This window comes from Psychromonas sp. SA13A (assembly GCF_011378715.1).
In the GTDB taxonomy this organism is placed as follows: domain Bacteria; phylum Pseudomonadota; class Gammaproteobacteria; order Enterobacterales; family Psychromonadaceae; genus Psychromonas.
Window position 1 is genome coordinate 246,257 of sequence record NZ_WTKU01000002.1, and the last position, 17,090, is coordinate 263,346.

Genomic DNA, 17,090 nt, shown 5'->3' on the forward strand with positions numbered 1-17,090 from the left:
CAATTAATTTATAAAGAGGATTTATTTTGGATTATTTAATGCAGTATGGGCTATTTTTAGCCAAAGCCGTGACCTTTGTGATCACAATAGTGGCTGTTTTGATTGCTATTATTGCTTTAACCAGCAAGCAAAAAGCAAAGAAAGGTGAGTTGGAAATTACCGACTTATCAGAGCAAATTAATGACACTAAAACATCAATCAGCGAGCAATTATTAACACCCGCTCAATTAAAAGCAAAACATAAAGAAGACAAAAAAGCGCATAAAGCTGAGCAAAAAGAACAAAAGGCATTAGCAAAATCAGAGACCAAAACGACCATCAAACCTCAACTTTATGTACTTGATTTTAAAGGTAGTATCGATGCAAAAGAAGTGGCGTCATTGCGAGAGGAAATCACCGCTATTGTGAGTGTTGCCTCAGAACAAGATGAAGTCTTTGTACGACTTGAAAGTGGTGGTGGTATGGTTCATGGTTATGGACTAGCTGCTTCACAATTACAACGTTTAAAAGACAAAAATATTCCATTAACCATTGCTGTAGATAAAGTCGCAGCAAGTGGTGGATATATGATGGCATGTGTAGCAGATAAAGTGATTGCGGCGCCTTTTTCTATCATCGGTTCAATTGGAGTGATTGCACAAATTCCAAATTTTAATAAGTTACTTAAAAAACATGATGTTGAATTTGAACAATTAACGGCAGGACAATACAAACGTACGTTAACTATGTTTGGTGAGAACGATGATCTTGGTCGTGAAAAATTTAAACAAGAGCTTGAAGAAACACACCAATTATTTAAACTCTTTGTAAGTGAGCATCGCCCGCAATTAAACATTGATAAAATTGCAACGGGTGAACATTGGTATGGCACTCAGGCATTGGATTTAGAGTTAGTCGATAAGATTCAAACCAGTGATGATTATTTACTCGAACAGCTCGAATCTAAACATATTGTGCAAGTACAATACAAAAAAAGTAAAAAATTAGCTGAAAAGATAGGTAAGAGTGTCGCAACCTCTGTAGAATCCAGCTTATTACAAATTATGCATACTAATATTTCTAGATTGTTTAAATAGCTCACCTTGAAATAATTGCAAAAGCCGACTATGAACCAGTCGGCTTTTATTTTTATTGTACAAAATGAAAGAAATAGGTTGCTATTCGTTAAAAGTTTGGATTATATAAAAAGAGAAATTCAGTGGACATGTTTACATTCCGTCTAAGACAAGACTATTTAGGTATCAAAGCAATATGAGCAAATCTCTAGTTATCGTAGAATCACCTGCCAAAGCAAAAACAATCAATAAATATCTTGGTAAAGATTTTATTGTTAAATCAAGTGTTGGTCACGTACGTGATTTACCAACAAGTGGCAGTGCCAAAAAATCAATCGATGCTAAAAAGAAAAAATCTTTAGCTGGCCTAACACCCGCGCAAAAAGCAAAAGAAACAGCGAAAAGAACGCAAGCTGCACTCGTTACGCGTATGGGCATTAACCCAAATAAAAACTGGGAAGCAAATTATGAGATTTTGCCTGGTAAAGAAAAAGTTGTCGATGAGTTACTCAAATTAGCTGCTGACGCTCCTACTATCTATCTCGCAACCGATTTGGATAGAGAGGGTGAAGCAATTGCATGGCACTTAAGAGAAATATTAGGTGGCGATGACAGTAAATATCAACGTGTTGTTTTTAATGAAATAACCGAATCTGCGATTCAAGAAGCTTTTAAGCATCCAACTGAACTAAATATTGATGGTGTTAATGCACAACAAACACGTCGCTTCTTAGACCGACTTGTTGGTTTTATGGTTTCCCCTTTACTTTGGAAAAAAGTAGCACGTGGTTTGTCTGCCGGACGCGTTCAGTCTGTTGCAGTAAAACTATTAGTTGAACGTGAACGTTTAATTAAGGCGTTTAATCCCGTTGAATTTTGGGATCTACATGCACAAACAGTTGCGCAGGATAAAACACAACTTCGCTTAGAAGTTTATAAACATAACGATAAAACATTTGCCCCAGTGACAGAACAAGAAACTGCAGTTGCTGTGGATGCCTTAAAAGAGGCAACCTTCACGTTACATGCACGTGAAGATAAACCAACTAAAAGTAAAGCAAGTGCACCTTTTATTACTTCTACACTGCAACAAGCAGCGAGTACACGTTTAGGTTTTGGTGTTAAAAAAACCATGATGTTAGCACAACGTCTGTATGAAGCGGGTTACATTACCTATATGCGTACTGACTCTACAAACTTGAGTAAAGATGCGGTTGCCTCTGCTCGTGATTTTATAGAAAAAGAGTTTGGTAGTAATTATTTACCGGAAGCGGCTGTTTCTTACAGCAGTAAAGCCGGAGCACAAGAAGCCCATGAAGCCATTCGACCATCGGATGTATTACAACGTGCTGAGCTGATTGATGTAACCGATAAAGATGCAAAACGTTTATATGAATTAATTTGGCGTCAGTTCCTTGCATGTCAAATGTTACCTGCACTTTATGACTCTTCTACCTTGGTCATTGAAGCAGGTGATTACAAATTACGTGCAAAAGGCCGTACATTACGTTTTGCGGGTTGGACAAAAGCTCAACCTGTTACAAAAAGTAAAGCAGATGAAGTTAATTTACCAGACTTAAAAGTGGGTGAAGTATTAACATTAGTTGAGCTTGAGCCTTTACAACATTTTACTAAACCGCCAGCGCGTTTTTCTGAAGCGGCATTAGTAAAAGAGCTTGAAAAGCAAGGTATTGGTCGACCTTCAACTTATGCGAACATTATTTCTACTATCCAAGATCGTGGTTATGTAAAAGTCGATAAACGCCGTTTCTTTGCGGTTAAAATGGGTGAAATTGTAACGGATCGCTTAACAGAAAATTTCACCGATTTAATGAGCTATGACTTTACTGCGGCAATGGAAGAAAAACTGGATGCCATTGCCGAAGGCAAAGCTGATTGGCATAAAGAGTTAGACCGTTTCTATAAAAACTTAACCACTCAACTTGATACTGCCGAGTTACCCGTAGAAGAAGGTGGCATGCGTCTTAATGATCCGGTGATCATTGATGATGTCTCATGTCCAACCTGTGGGCGACCTATGGGTATCCGCACTGCAAGTACCGGTGTGTTTTTAGGATGTTCTGGTTATGCATTACCACCCAAAGAGCGCTGTAAAACAACCATCAATTTAGTTGATGGTGAAGAAGTTGAAGATATTTTAAGTTCAGAAGATCTTGAAACTGCTGCATTAATGGCAAAACATCGTTGTCCTAAATGTGATACCGCGATGGATAGCTACTTAATTGATGAAACCCGTAAATTGCATGTTTGTGGTAATAATCCATTGTGTGATGGACATACGGTTGAAGTCGGTGAGTTCAAAATTAAAGGTTATGACGGCCCAGTTGTTGAATGTGACAAATGTGGTTCTGATATGCAGCTTAAAGATGGTCGTTTTGGTAAATATATGGACTGTACTAATGAGGAATGTAAGAACACGCGTAAAATTCTACGTAGTGGTGAAGTTGCTCCTCCTAAAGAAGATGCGGTTCATTTGCCTGAATTAGAATGTGAACAAAGTGATGCTTACTTTATTTTACGTGATGGCGCTGCAGGTATCTTTTTAGCCGCGAGTACATTCCCTCGTTCGCGAGAAACACGTGCACCTAAAGTGGTTGAATTAGCAAAATTCCGCGATAGAATTTCTGAAAAGTTTTACTATTTAGCTGATGCGCCACAACAAGATCCCGATGGAAATTTAGCAATTGTTCGTTATAGCAGAAAAAATAAAGAACAATATGTGATGACCGAAATCGATAAAAAGGCAACAGGTTGGACTGCAAAATATATCGATAATAAATGGGTAGAAGAGATACCTAAGAAGAAAGTGGCTAAAAAAGCGAAAGCGAAAAAGTAACTTTTCTTTGAATTAAAAATGGCAGCTTTCGCTGCCATTTTTATATCTGATGAATTTTATAACTAATTAAAATGGTGACTGAGTATTTACTGCCTATTATTGCTTTTCCAGATATAGCGTTAGCTTAGTGCTTATTTTTTCATCATCTAGTAAGAATGTTATTCGCTTCAGTATGCTTGCTTGTTTAATTTTTTAAACATTTGTATATACTAGCGTTTTTTAAAAGGGTGGTTTCAAATGCGCATTGCTTTAGGTATTGAATATGATGGTGCTAACTATTACGGTTGGCAAAGACAGAAAGAAGTTAATTCTGTACAAGAAGAACTTGAAAAAGCATTATCCAATATCGCCAATCACCCGATTAGTGTCAATTGTGCAGGTCGAACCGATGCCGGTGTTCACGGTACGGGGCAAGTCGTGCATTTTGATACCGATGCAGACCGCCAGATCGGAGCATGGACCTTAGGTGTTAATGCCAAATTGCCCGATGATATTGCAGTACGTTGGGTAAAAGAAGTTGATGACTCTTTCCATGCCCGCTTTAGCGCAACGGCGAGACGCTATCGCTATATTATTTATAACGGTGTTTATCGTCCTGGTATTTTAAGTAAAGGCTTAAGCCATTATCACTGTGATTTAGATGCTGACAAAATGCATTTAGCCGGACAACAATTGGTTGGTGAACAAGATTTTACATCGTTCAGAGCGTTACATTGCCAAGCAAATAGCCCTGTACGTACCATTGAATATTTAAATGTAACAAGACGTAGTAACTTTATCGTTATTGATATTAAAGCAAATGCTTTCCTGCACCACATGGTGCGTAATATTGCGGGTAGTTTAATTGAAATTGGCCAAGGTAAGCAGCCCGTTGATTGGTTAAATACTTTACTCGATTACAAAGATCGTTCAAAAGCGGCTGCAACAGCAAAGCCCGGTGGTTTGTATCTTGTAGAAGTAGATTACCCAGAAAAATTTGAATTACCGAGACCTGCTTGTGGGCCTTTATTTCTAGATATTTAATGTGGCAAATTTATTATGACTAATAACACCATACAACCGGTTTTCAGTTCAGAGACATTAAGTGAATGGTTAACGCACTTAGAAAAATTACATCCAAATGCAATAGAATTAGGATTAACACGTATTACTGAAGTGGGTAAACGTCTTAACTTAATTCATTTCGATGCTAAAGTGATCACGGTTGCTGGTACCAACGGTAAAGGTACAACCTGTGCTTATTTAGAAAAAATATTAATTGATGCCGGGTTTAAAGTTGGCGTTTATAGTTCTCCACACATACATCGTTACAACGAACGATTACGTATTAATCTAAAAGAACTCGATGATAAAGCTCATTGTGAAGCTTTTGCCATTATTGAACAAGCTCGATTAGATATATCATTAAGTTACTTTGAGTATGCTACATTAGCCTGTTTATACTTACTTCAACAGCAGCACTGTGACTATATTTTATTAGAAGTAGGATTAGGTGGTCGTCTAGACGCAACCAATATGGTTGAATCTGACTTGAGTGTAGTCACTACCATCGGTATCGATCATATTGATTGGCTTGGCAGTGATAGAGAAGTGATCGGTTTTGAAAAAGCCGGAGTATTTAGATCACACAAACCTGCTATCTGTGGTGAGTTAGATGCTCCAGTCTCCATTTTAAAACATGCGGCTTCCATTTCAGCTGACCTTAAATTAGCCGGTAAAGATTTTAACTTTTCGGTTATTGATGATAAAAATTGGTCATGGCATGGGCAAAAAGAATTGTCTCCCATTAAACAAACATTGATGCCAATGCAAAATGCCTCGACTGCCATAGCAGTGATAGAAACGTTAGCGATAGATATTGCTCCTCAACAGCTTATTAAATCCGTTGAAACGGCATCGTTAGGAGGGCGTTTACAAGCATTATCGGGTTATCCTTGTGACTTCTATATTGATGTGGCACATAACCCGCAATCTGCACAATATCTAGCGACACAATTACAACGATTAAAAGCAGACAAAGGCGAAGATTGTAAAGTACATGCTGTCGTGGGCATGTTATCTGATAAAGATATGAGTGCTACGCTAGCAGAAACTAATTTATTTATTTCAGATTATAGTTTTGTTGATTTGAATTGTTTCAGAGGCGCATCTTCAGCATTACTTTTAGAAGCTTATCAACACAGTCAAAATTATAATAACGTTACTAACAACATTGTTAGCAACACTACTAGCAACATTAATAACGACACTACTAGCAATATCAATAATAGGCATAATGTGACCTGTTATAAAAATGTACAGAGTGCTGTCGATCAAGTCGTCAAAAGTGCAGCAGCTTCTGATATAATTATTGTATTCGGTTCTTTTCATACCGTTTCTGATATTTTAACTAATTGGCAAGGGTAAAACGTGGCAACTCAGTTTAAAAACCGTTTAGTAGGCGTCACCATCTTAGTTGCCCTTGTGGTGATCTTTTTACCTTCATTGATTGATGGTAAAAAAACATCATACCAACAAGAGTTTGTTGCAATGCCTATCAAACCAGAAATACAACCTCATACTAAAACTTTCGCTGAGCCTGTGAGCATTAATGATCCTAAATTGGTTGTCGAACCCATCAAAGTCTCTCAATCTATTAAAACTGTTGAGCAAAAAAATTCTCCGTCAGTTAAAGAAAAAACCAACAATGCAGAATGGAAAGTAGAAGAAGTAGCTGCTGTCTTAGAAACAGAAACAGCATCTACTAAGCAGACTGCGGCACCTACTAAACACAGTAATGCTGTTGCAAGTTATGAAAAAGTGAACTTTACTGACTCTGCATGGACTATTCAACTCGGTGCATTTGAAAATAAAGCCAATATTAATGCCTTATTGAAAAAGCTTAATAAAGCTGGATTTAGGGCACATACCATTCCAAAAGTTGTGATGGACGGGCAATTAACCCGTGTATTTGTTGGTCCAGATGTTTCCAAAGAAAAGCTTGAAAGTCAATTGCCTAGATTAAAAAACTTGACCAGTTTAAACGGAAAATTAGTACCGTTTACACCGATTGAGCCTTAGTTTTTGAAGCCTTTCAAAAAAATCTCTGTTAGAATGCGCGCGTTTAATACTTACTACAAATTAGGGTTCTTATGAATTGGTTTGATATCGCCATTCTCGGTGTAATTGGTTTTTCTTCATTAATCAGCTTAGTTCGCGGTTTCACCAAAGAAGCCATCTCACTTGTTACTTGGTTTGCTGCATTTTTTGTTGCCAGCAATTTTTATCCTGAAGTTACACAATACTTAACTCAAATCAATGACGATAAACTACGTAATATTGCTGCTATTGGCATTCTATTTATTGCGGTTTTATTAATTGGCGCTTTAATTAATTACATCATTAATCGCCTTGTTGCTGTCACTGGGTTATCAGGAACAGACCGTTTGTTAGGTGTGATTTTTGGTGCAATACGTGGCATTTTAATTGTCAGTGCAGTGCTCTTTTTTATTGATTCCTTTACTTCATTCCATGACAGCACGTGGTGGAAAGAATCTACTTTAATCCCTGAGTTTGGGATTGTAATCGAATGGTTTTTTGAACATTTGGAAGGATCGTCAAGTTTTCTAAAAAACATTAAATCGACCACTATTTAACGGTTGATTTAAATTAGTTACTCAATTTTAAGGTACATTAATTTGTACTTTTTTGTGAACACTCTCAAAAATAGAAAGGCTTTAACTTATGTGTGGAATAGTGGGTATCGTTGGTTCAACTCCTGTCAATCAAAGTATTTATGATGCATTGACCGTATTGCAACACCGCGGGCAAGACGCAGCGGGGATTGTTACTACATATGGTGGTAACTTCAAACAACGTAAAGCAAACGGTTTAGTTAAAGATGTTTTTGAAACTAAACATATGCAACGTCTAAAAGGTAATAGTGGCATTGGCCACGTGCGTTACCCTACTGCAGGTAGCTCTAGCGCTGCTGAAGCACAACCTTTCTACGTTAATTCTCCTTGGGGAATTTCTCTAGCACATAACGGTAACTTAACTAATGCCAAGCAATTACGTGCTGCATTAATCAAGTCGCGTCGTCATATTAATACCACTTCTGATTCAGAGTTGTTGTTAAATACACTGGCTGCTGAATTAGGTAAAACTAAAACAGATCATTTATCCGCTGACGATATCTTTAATGCGATTTCAGAAGTACATAAACAAATCAGTGGTGCTTATGCAGTGACTGCATTGATCATTGACCATGGTTTAATTGCTTTTCGTGACCCAGATGGTATCCGTCCTTTAGTACTTGGATCTCGCCAAACAGATGAAGGTGATATTGAGTACATTGTTGCTTCTGAAAGTGTAGGTCTTGATACTATTGGTTTCAGATTCTTACGTGACGTTGAACCGGGTGAAGCTGTATACATCACTGAAAACAGAAAGTTATTCACCCAGCAATGTGCCGAGAAAACATCGTTAACGCCATGTATTTTTGAATATGTATATTTTGCACGCCCAGATTCAACATTAAATGGTGTTTCTGTTTATGAAGCACGTTTAGAAATGGGCCGTAAATTAGGTGCAAAAATAAAACGTGAGTGGTCAGATTTAGAAATTGATGCAGTTATTCCTATTCCAGAAACTTCAAACGATATCGCATTAGAAATCTCTGTTGAATTAGGGTTACCATATCGCCAAGGTTTTGTAAAAAATCGCTACATTGGCCGTACCTTTATCATGCCGGGACAAACTCAACGTCGTAAATCTGTACGTCGTAAGTTAAATCCAATTACTGCTGAATTTAAAGGTAAAAATGTTTTATTAGTTGATGATTCAATTGTACGTGGCACAACATCAGAGCAGATCATAGAAATGGTAAGAGAAGCCGGTGCTAAAAAAGTATACCTTGCTTCAGCTGCACCAGAAGTGCGTTTTCCAAATGTGTATGGTATTGATATGCCAACACCTGAAGAGTTGATTGCACATGGTCGTAATGTTGAACAAATCAGCGATTGTATTGGTACTGATAAATTAATATTCCAAGACCTACAGGATTTAAAAGATGCGGTTGGTAAACAAAACCCATCGATTAAAGAATTTGAGTGTTCAGTATTTGATGGTAAGTACGTTACTGCGGGGATCAATAAAGAATATTTTGATTATTTAGCAAGTTTACGTAGTGAAGATGCGAAGAAAATCCAAACTCAAAAAGAAGAAATTGCTAACTTAGAAATGTACAACGAATCGTAATCCTATTGATTAGTTGTTTTAGAGTCATGTAAAAGCACAGCTTCGGCTGTGCTTTTTAGTATTTGCTTCAATGAAAAATCCATCTTAAAAATTATGTTATCTATCCTCTACGTAATCTTTGAACATGCATTTAATTAGATTATTGATAGCTTGTTTGTAGGTAAATATTACTGGCAAATTGTTAATAGATTTATTTTCGCTATAAAAAAACCAGCGATTAAGCTGGTTTAAATTTTTTACTAGAATAATTACTAGTGCCAATTACTGACGTATTTAGAATTCCGCGCTACCTGGTGCACGTGGGAATGCGATAACGTCACGGATATTTTGAACTCCCGTTACGTATGACACTAGACGCTCAAAACCAAGTCCGAAGCCAGCATGAGGAACCGTGCCGTATTTACGTAAATCACGGTACCAGCTGTATTCTTCTTTATCTAACCCCATTTCTTCGAAACGTTTGTCTAGCGCGTCTAAATCTTCTTCACGCTGACTACCACCGATAATTTCACCAATACCCGGTGCTAATACATCCATTGCAGCAACCGTTTTACCATCTGCATTTAACTTCATGTAGAAGGCTTTAATATCTTTAGGGTAGTTTTGAAGAATGATTGGTGCACCAACGTGTTCTTCGGCAAGGTAACGTTCATGCTCAGATTGTAAATCCACACCCCATTCAACAGGGTATTCGAATTGCTTACCGCAGTTTTGTAAAATCTCGATTGCGTTAGTGTAGTCCATGCGAACAAATTCAGAGCTCACCATTTTCTCTAAACGTTTGATAGCGTCTTTATCAACACGATCTGCAAAGAAGGCCATATCATCAGCGCGTTCTGTTAATACCGCGTTAAATACATATTTAAGCATGTCTTCTGCTAATTGAGCTGCATCTGCTAAATCAGCAAAAGCGATTTCAGGCTCAACCATCCAAAATTCAGCTAAGTGGCGAGTTGTATTTGAATTTTCAGCACGGAAAGTTGGACCAAAAGTATAAACATTACTTAATGCACAAGCATAAGTTTCAGCATTTAATTGACCAGAAACAGTCAAAAATGTCTCTTTACCAAAGAAATCATTTTTATAATCTACTTTACCTGCAGCATTCTTAGGTAAATTTTCTAAGTCTAATGTACTAACTCGGAACATTTCACCTGCACCTTCAGCATCACTACCTGTAATAATTGGCGTGCTGATCCAATTAAATCCACGCTCATAGAAGAAGTTATGAATTGCATGAGATAAACAGTTACGTACACGTGTAACAGCACCAAACATATTAGTACGTGGGCGAAGGTGTGCATGCTCACGCATATATTCAATACTATGGCGTTTAGCTGACATTGGGTAAGTGTCTGGGTCTTGTACAAAACCATGTACTACTACAGATGTTGCTTGTAGCTCAAACTGCTGGCCTTTTCCTGGGCTTTCAACTAACTCACCAGTTACTGCAACACTACAACCTGCTGATAAATTCAATACATCGGCAGTATAATTTTCTAATTCAGCAGGTACAACAGCTTGAATTGGATCGAAGCATGAACCGTCATAAATATTTAGAAAAGAGATCCCAGCTTTTGAATCACGACGAGTTCGGATCCAACCTTTTACTGTTACTTGGCTGCCTAATGCAAATTTGCTGTTGAAAATATCAACAATTGGTGTTTTTGACATCTTAAATAGTGCTCCATAATCACAGTCTTAACTGTTTTATACTAAAAATATTGATAGCTGCTTATATTACCTTGGCCAGTTTTAGATACAAGTCTCTCATTCTATATTAATGCCACTATTGTCCTATAAAAGTGCATTAAATAGCCTGCATCGCTAACCACAGGATTTTATTCCGTTAGTGGGGTTTAATTCAGTTGATAAATACAAGACTAAAATAAAAGGTAAAGTAAATAGTTGAAGCTAATGTTATTTTACTCATTTATTTTTACTTTCGATTTTTATCCATCGATTTTTTTACATACTTGGTAAATCGCATCGCATAGTTTATTAATTTGCTGCTTGGATGCTACGTAGGGTGGCATGACATAAATAAGCTTACCAAATGGGCGGATCCAAACCCCTAAATCTACAAACTGTTTTTGAATGTTAACCATATCAACCGCGTTGTGTAATTCAACCACACCGATCGCACCTAATACGCGCACCTTATTAACACTTGGTAATTGCTCACAGGATAAAAGCTGAGTATTTAATTGCGAAGAAATAGAGAACACTAAATTTTGCCAATCTGTGTTTAAGAGCTTTTTAAGATTAGCGTTTGCAACCGAACAAGCTAATGCATTCCCCATGAAAGTAGGGCCGTGCATAAAAACACCCGCTTTACCCTCACTAATTGTTGTGGCAACTTTTTCTGTAGCAAGCGTTGCAGCAAAACTCATGTATCCACCTGTGATAGCTTTACCTAAACATAAAATATCAGGGCTTATATCGGCGTGTTCACAGGCAAATAGTTTTCCGGTTCGACCAAACCCCGTGGCAATTTCATCGGCAATCAATAGCACCCCGTATTGGTCACATAAAGACCTTGCTGCTTTGAGGTAATTAGGATGATAAAAGTGCATGCCACCAGCACCTTGGACAATAGGCTCTAGAATTAAAGCTGCGATGTGTTGATGATTTTCTGCTAAAAGAGTAGAAAGATCATCCATTGCACTCTGTTGCCAAGGTTGCTCAAAGTTAATACTAGGCTGCTCAGTAAAGTAATTCTTAGCAACAAAATCTTGATATAGTTCATGCATCGAACCGTCAGGATCCGTCACACTCATGGCAGCAAAGGTATCACCGTGATAGCCTTTTTTAAGCGCAATAAATTTTGTTTTATTTTGCCCGAGTGACTGCCAATACTGAAGTGCCATTTTCATGGCGACTTCCACAGCAACGCTACCTGAATCGCTAAAGAATACTTTTTCTAGACCCTTTGGTGTTATTTCTACTAATGTTTTTGCAAGGTCAACAGCTGGTTGATGAGTTAAGCCGCCAAACATCACATGTGACATTTTTGCGAGCTGCTGAGTAGCGGCTTCGTTTAATTCTTTAACATTATAACCAAACAAACAAGCCCACCAAGATGACATGCCATCGACTAATACTTCACCTGAAGTTAGTGAAATAGTACATCCGCTTGCACTGTCTACGGGATAACAAGGAATGGGTGATGTCATTGAAGTATAAGGATGCCAAATATGCTGTTTATCATAAGATAAGTCGATTTTTTGCTTATTTATCTGTTTATCGTTCATTTTGTGACCACATGTAAAGTAAAAGTGAGCTTTAAAGTTGACAGTGTAACTTTCAACATTAAACTAACCAAATATTTTTCTGCTCAGGGTTATAACAATGCACAATGCTATTTCAAATAACATGGTTAATAAAACACAAATTCGTCACGATTGGTCTGTTGCAGAAGTGAATGCGTTATATGCATTACCTTTCATGGATTTAATGTTTCAAGCACAAACAATACACCGAGCTCATTTTCCAAATAACCAAGTTCAAGTTAGTACTTTATTGTCTATCAAAACCGGTGCATGCCCAGAAGATTGTAAGTACTGTCCGCAAAGTGCACGTTATGATACGGGTCTTGAAAAAGAAACGTTAATGGAAGTCGAAAAAGTAATTAAGGCTGCTAAAGATGCAAAAGCGACGGGCTCTACCCGTTTTTGTATGGGCGCAGCATGGAAAAACCCAAAGCAACGCGATATGCCTTATCTTGTAGAAATGATTAAAGAAGTTAAGTCGTTAGGCTTAGAGTCTTGCATGACCTTAGGTATGTTAGATGATAACCAAGCACAACAACTCTCCAACGCTGGTTTAGATTATTACAACCATAACTTAGATACTTCACCTGAATATTACGGTGAAATTATTACTACGCGTAGTTATCAAGAAAGGTTAGATACTTTGGACAATGTACGTAGCGCTGGTATGAAAGTATGTAGCGGGGGTATTGTTGGTTTAGGTGAAGAAGGGAAAGATCGTTCAGGGTTATTAGTGCAATTAGCTAATTTACCCGTACAACCTGAAAGTGTACCGATTAATAAGCTAGTGAAAGTCAAAGGCACACCATTGGATAGTGTAGAAGATCTTGATGATTTTGAATTTATTAAAACTATTGCTATCGCACGTATTTTGATGCCTATATCGCATGTGCGTTTATCAGCGGGCCGTGAAGATATGTCAGAACAAACACAGGCATTATGTTTTATGGCTGGGGCGAATTCTATTTTCTACGGTTGCAAGTTACTAACCACAGCAAACCCCGATGAAAATTCGGATATGCGTTTGTTTAATAAGTTAGGTATCAATAAAGAGGAAATAAACCTATCTCCTTACGAAACCGAAAAAACAGTAGATGCCGCTATTATTCGTCATAGTGAGAAAGATGAATTATTTTACGATGCAACCAGTAAAGTATAAACATGTCCTTTTCCTTTATTGCTGAGCAGCTTGCTCAGCGTAAACAGCAACACTTGCACCGTGCTTCTGTCCCCATCACGGGTAAACAAGCTCGTTATATTGAAGTTAACGGAAAACAATACCTTAACTTTTCTAGCAACGATTATCTGGGCTTAGCTTCAGACCCTTTATTAGTTAATGCTTGGAAAAAAGGTGCTGATTTATTTGGTATTGGCAGCGGTGGCTCCTATTTGGTGACTGGGTATAATAAAGTGCATCACGATGTGACCCAACAACTTCAAGAATGGTTAGGGTTAGAAGCCGTTGCACTTTTTAGCTCTGGTTATTCAGCTAATCAAGCTCTTATAAAGTTACTACTCTCAAAAAATGATTTATTAGTACAAGACAAAATAAATCATGCCTCTTTGATGGAAGCCGGCTCCATTAGTGCTGCTAAAATGCAACGTTTTAAGCATAATGATATGCAACACCTTGCCAGCATTTTAAACACCCACCAACGAGCTGAAAACAAACTGGTTATTTCAGAAGGGGTATTCAGTATGGATGGCGATAGTGCACCTATCAACGCACTTAAACAACAATGCACCGCGCATAATGCTTGGTTAATGATTGATGATGCACACGGTTTAGGCGTATTAGGCAAAGAGGGTAAAGGCACGATTGTTGACCAGCAACTTGATAATAGCGATGTAAATATTTATATGGCCACTTTCGGTAAAGCCTTAGGTGTGGGCGGCGCTTTTGTTTCGGGTTCATCGCAACTTATCGATTATATTAATAACTTTTCAAAGCCTTATATTTACACCACAGGCCTACCGCCGGCAATGGTGTATTGCATTGGTCAGGCTGCTCATCTAGCACAAACGCAGCAATGGCGTCGAGATCAGTTAGGCGAATTAATTCACTACTTTAAACACTTATCAGCACACTACGACATTCCTTTAATGCCATCAAACACCGCTATTCAACCGGTATTAATTGGAGCGAGTGATACTGCCTTAGCGGTTAGTCAACACTTAAAAGATAAAGGCTTTTGGACAACGGCGATTCGTCCACCAACAGTCGCTAAGGGAAGTGCTAGGTTAAGAGTAACCCTAACCAGTCAGCATCAAAAACAAGATATTGAAATACTCGTCAAACAGATTAAACAGGCTATTGATGCAAATCACTTCCAATAAAAAAGTCCTAAAGCAACAGTCTGTAAAAGATTCTGTTAACCAGGTAAACGTGACTTCAACTGATACAAGTAAAAAGATCATTAACAAAAAAGCGGTCAAAGCCTCTTTTTCAAAAGCAGCTGGTCATTACGATCAATTCGCGGATTTACAAAGAGAGATAGGGCACCAACTTTTTGACCTGATGCCCGTTAACGTCAAGCAATCGAGTTCTATACTCGATTTGGGGTGTGGCACCGGTTATTTTTCTGCTTTGTTACGTGAAATGAATATTAAAGCTTCACTTACCTGCTTCGATTTGTCCCCACAGATGTTGCAGCAAACTGCGCAAAGGAAACTGACATCATGCCAATATGTAGAAGGTGATATTGATGCTCAGCCATTTACTGCTGGGCAATTTAATCTGATTTTTTCAAACCTAGTATTACAGTGGAGTGAGCAACTCAGTTTATCATTACAACAAACTCATCATGCCCTTAAAAACGATGGTAACTTGTGCTTTTCTACCTTACTCGATGGATCTCTATTTGAACTTCAACAAGCTTGGAAAAGTATTGATAGTGCGGTACACGTTAATCATTTTTTAAGTAAAGAACAAGTTTTGACTGCTGTAAAACTAGCAGGTTATCAACAGGTTAAAATATTCACTGAAACACGTATAAAAAAATACCCCGATGTTATCAGCGTGCTTAAGGCTTTAAAAGGAATTGGGGCTAATCATGTGCATAATAGAAACAACAAGCAAACTTCAAATAGGCAATTATTAAATCAATTAGAGCTTGGTTATCAACCTTTTAAAAACCAAGACGGTGACTATAATTTGAGTTATCAAGTTTGTTATATTGTTGCACAAAAATAAGCTAATGCTTGTATTGCTAACATCGCTTTTTAACATCCTTTTAAAAAATGAGTAAACAATGTCAGAATCTACTTTAGCCCCAATAACTAAACTCAGTATGCGTGCTAGAATCAACACAAATCTTGCTTCTACTACCTATTTTATCACGGGAACTGATACAGATGTCGGTAAAACTATTTGTACCAAAGCATTATTACAAGCAGCCAATGAGCAAGGGAAAAGCACTTTGGCCTATAAACCTATATCTGCAGGTTGTAGTCAAACTGAACAAGGGTTACGCAATGATGATGCGTTAATTTTACAGCAAAATAGTAGCTTGCAAGTTGACTATGCCGCGGTCAATCCCATTGCTTACCAGCAACCTATTGCCCCACATATTGCTGCCAATGAAACTAATCTTCCTATTAGCCTCGCTGCGGTAGATCAAGGTTTAACATTCTTACAACAGCAGTTGCCTCAATGCTTATTTGTAGAAGGTGCGGGTGGCTGGCACTTGCCGATCAATAAACATCAGTTATTTTCAGAATGGGTCGTTGCAAATGAAATGCCGGTTATTTTAGTGGTGGGTTTAAAATTAGGATGTTTAAACCATGCGTTATTAACCGCTCAGAGTATTGAACAGAGTGGGCTAAATATCGCTGGTTGGATTGCCAATCATCTTCAAGCGGAGATGCCCTACGTGCAACAAAATATTGGCACCTTAACAGATTTCATTAATGCGCCATTACTTGCTGAGATACCTTATTTAGAGAATATTGAACAACAGAGTTTGTCGCAATATATCAATGTAACCTTTATTTAGCTTATTTAGTTCATCTACCTATCACTTTACAAAATGTTAACTATAAACAGTTAACATTTAGATGCTTTCAAACCAACTTGGCACAGCGCGTTTAGTCCACTTTGCAAACTTCGCTTTATCTCCTCGATAGAATTGTCGATAAGCAGCAACAGCGTCACCATCGACTTTATAAATGTCAGGCATTGCTTGGGGGAAGGGGGTTAAACCGATAGCAGGAAAAGCATATTGCTCAATACTTGGTAAAACGGCCATCGACTTATGGTCGTTTTGTTTATTATAACGGTACTTATACTCATCATTTAAAGCCACAGTTAAATCGCGTAACCAAATGAAGTTATCGTAGGATTCTTCTACCCACAATACACTGGGATGCTTCATGTGCGTCGATTTATATGGGGTAACGAATCCTTTTTTATTTAATGCCGTACAAAGTAGTTGCACACTTTCTAATATCATTTTTACAACGTGTTGATCGCAATGGTATTGAGCGCACTGTTTAATGTCTTTATCTAATATAAATATGTTCATAGCAGCCTCTAGAAATTTTATCTATGCTGCAATACGTCTTAAACCAATATAAGGATCTGTTTTTAAACTTAGATTCAAATAATTCGTGCGCTAGATTCAATCCTTTTTTTGCATAACTACTTTTGCTCATTAAAGGCCTATTCAT

Annotated in this window: 14 protein-coding genes; 11 read left to right on the forward strand and 3 right to left on the reverse strand. The window is 37.7% G+C overall.

Going from position 1 to position 17,090, the window contains the following annotated elements; genetic code table 11:
• Positions 1–26 precede the first annotated feature (26 nt).
• The 7 genes from sohB to purF all read left to right on the forward strand — a co-directional run bounded on the left by sohB (position 27) and on the right by purF (position 9,150).
• Positions 27–1,076 (forward strand): protease SohB, encoded by a 1,050-nt coding sequence (gene sohB, locus GQR44_RS03710; protein ID WP_166369383.1) that lies wholly within the window; start codon positions 27–29, stop codon positions 1,074–1,076.
• Between the two features lie 175 nt (positions 1,077–1,251).
• Positions 1,252–3,912, forward strand: a complete 2,661-nt coding sequence (topA, locus tag GQR44_RS03715) for a type I DNA topoisomerase (RefSeq protein WP_166369385.1) — start codon at positions 1,252–1,254, stop codon at positions 3,910–3,912.
• Positions 3,913–4,149: 237 nt separating this feature from the next.
• Positions 4,150–4,935 carry a tRNA pseudouridine(38-40) synthase TruA gene (truA, locus tag GQR44_RS03720; RefSeq protein WP_166369387.1) on the forward strand — a complete coding sequence of 262 codons (786 nt, stop codon included), beginning with the start codon at positions 4,150–4,152 and terminating at the stop codon, positions 4,933–4,935.
• 15 nt (positions 4,936–4,950) lie between these two features.
• Positions 4,951–6,318: a bifunctional tetrahydrofolate synthase/dihydrofolate synthase gene (gene folC / locus GQR44_RS03725; RefSeq protein WP_166369389.1), complete on the forward strand. Its 1,368-nt coding sequence runs from the start codon at positions 4,951–4,953 to the stop codon at positions 6,316–6,318.
• 3 nt (positions 6,319–6,321) lie between these two features.
• Entirely contained in the window at positions 6,322–6,972 is a 651-nt protein-coding gene (locus GQR44_RS03730) for an SPOR domain-containing protein (RefSeq protein WP_166369391.1), read from the forward strand.
• A gap of 71 nt (positions 6,973–7,043) precedes the next feature.
• Positions 7,044–7,547, forward strand: a complete 504-nt coding sequence (locus GQR44_RS03735) for a CvpA family protein (RefSeq protein ID WP_166369393.1) — start codon at positions 7,044–7,046, stop codon at positions 7,545–7,547.
• 88 nt (positions 7,548–7,635) lie between these two features.
• Positions 7,636–9,150, forward strand: coding sequence for an amidophosphoribosyltransferase (gene purF / locus GQR44_RS03740; protein WP_166369395.1), 1,515 nt, complete (start codon positions 7,636–7,638; stop codon positions 9,148–9,150).
• 273 nt (positions 9,151–9,423) lie between these two features.
• Here purF and asnS read toward each other — a convergent pair whose 3' ends face one another.
• Both asnS and bioA read right to left on the reverse strand, forming a co-directional pair.
• Positions 9,424–10,824: an asparagine--tRNA ligase gene (gene asnS, locus GQR44_RS03745; protein ID WP_166369397.1), complete on the reverse strand. Its 1,401-nt coding sequence runs from the start codon at positions 10,822–10,824 to the stop codon at positions 9,424–9,426.
• A gap of 278 nt (positions 10,825–11,102) precedes the next feature.
• Complete coding sequence (gene bioA / locus GQR44_RS03750; RefSeq protein WP_166369399.1) at positions 11,103–12,404, reverse strand: adenosylmethionine--8-amino-7-oxononanoate transaminase; 1,302 nt, start codon at positions 12,402–12,404, stop codon at positions 11,103–11,105.
• A 121-nt stretch (positions 12,405–12,525) separates the two neighbouring features.
• Between bioA and bioB the strand changes: the two genes are divergently transcribed.
• From bioB to bioD, 4 genes are read left to right on the forward strand one after another with little or no spacing between them, the layout of a single operon-like run.
• Positions 12,526–13,581 carry a biotin synthase BioB gene (gene bioB, locus GQR44_RS03755; RefSeq protein WP_166369533.1) on the forward strand — a complete coding sequence of 352 codons (1,056 nt, stop codon included), beginning with the start codon at positions 12,526–12,528 and terminating at the stop codon, positions 13,579–13,581.
• 2 nt (positions 13,582–13,583) lie between these two features.
• Entirely contained in the window at positions 13,584–14,759 is a 1,176-nt protein-coding gene (gene bioF / locus GQR44_RS03760) for an 8-amino-7-oxononanoate synthase (RefSeq protein WP_166369401.1), read from the forward strand.
• Complete coding sequence (gene bioC / locus GQR44_RS03765) at positions 14,740–15,615, forward strand: malonyl-ACP O-methyltransferase BioC (protein ID WP_166369403.1); 876 nt, start codon at positions 14,740–14,742, stop codon at positions 15,613–15,615. The genes bioF and bioC overlap by 20 nt, the downstream gene beginning before the upstream one ends.
• Positions 15,616–15,673: 58 nt before the next feature.
• Positions 15,674–16,417: a dethiobiotin synthase gene (bioD, locus tag GQR44_RS03770; protein ID WP_346774320.1), complete on the forward strand. Its 744-nt coding sequence runs from the start codon at positions 15,674–15,676 to the stop codon at positions 16,415–16,417.
• Between the two features lie 57 nt (positions 16,418–16,474).
• Here the strand turns inward: bioD and GQR44_RS03775 are convergent, their stop codons facing one another.
• Complete coding sequence (locus GQR44_RS03775; protein ID WP_166369405.1) at positions 16,475–16,945, reverse strand: pyrimidine dimer DNA glycosylase/endonuclease V; 471 nt, start codon at positions 16,943–16,945, stop codon at positions 16,475–16,477.
• Positions 16,946–17,090 lie beyond the last annotated feature (145 nt).

Bases quoted from the DNA above. Each gene is read 5' to 3' on its own strand.
- bioB (WP_166369533.1), top strand. From the start codon at position 12,526: ATGGTTAATAAAACACAAATTCGTCACGATTGGTCTGTTGCAGAAGTG.
- topA (WP_166369385.1), top strand. From the start codon at position 1,252: ATGAGCAAATCTCTAGTTATCGTAGAATCACCTGCCAAAGCAAAAACA.
- bioF (WP_166369401.1), top strand. From the start codon at position 13,584: ATGTCCTTTTCCTTTATTGCTGAGCAGCTTGCTCAGCGTAAACAGCAA.
- asnS (WP_166369397.1), bottom strand. From the start codon at position 10,824: ATGTCAAAAACACCAATTGTTGATATTTTCAACAGCAAATTTGCATTA.
- bioD (WP_346774320.1), top strand. From the start codon at position 15,674: ATGTCAGAATCTACTTTAGCCCCAATAACTAAACTCAGTATGCGTGCT.
- GQR44_RS03735 (WP_166369393.1), top strand. From the start codon at position 7,044: ATGAATTGGTTTGATATCGCCATTCTCGGTGTAATTGGTTTTTCTTCA.
- bioA (WP_166369399.1), bottom strand. From the start codon at position 12,404: ATGAACGATAAACAGATAAATAAGCAAAAAATCGACTTATCTTATGAT.
- bioC (WP_166369403.1), top strand. From the start codon at position 14,740: ATGCAAATCACTTCCAATAAAAAAGTCCTAAAGCAACAGTCTGTAAAA.
- purF (WP_166369395.1), top strand. From the start codon at position 7,636: ATGTGTGGAATAGTGGGTATCGTTGGTTCAACTCCTGTCAATCAAAGT.
- GQR44_RS03775 (WP_166369405.1), bottom strand. From the start codon at position 16,945: ATGAACATATTTATATTAGATAAAGACATTAAACAGTGCGCTCAATAC.
- folC (WP_166369389.1), top strand. From the start codon at position 4,951: ATGACTAATAACACCATACAACCGGTTTTCAGTTCAGAGACATTAAGT.
- truA (WP_166369387.1), top strand. From the start codon at position 4,150: ATGCGCATTGCTTTAGGTATTGAATATGATGGTGCTAACTATTACGGT.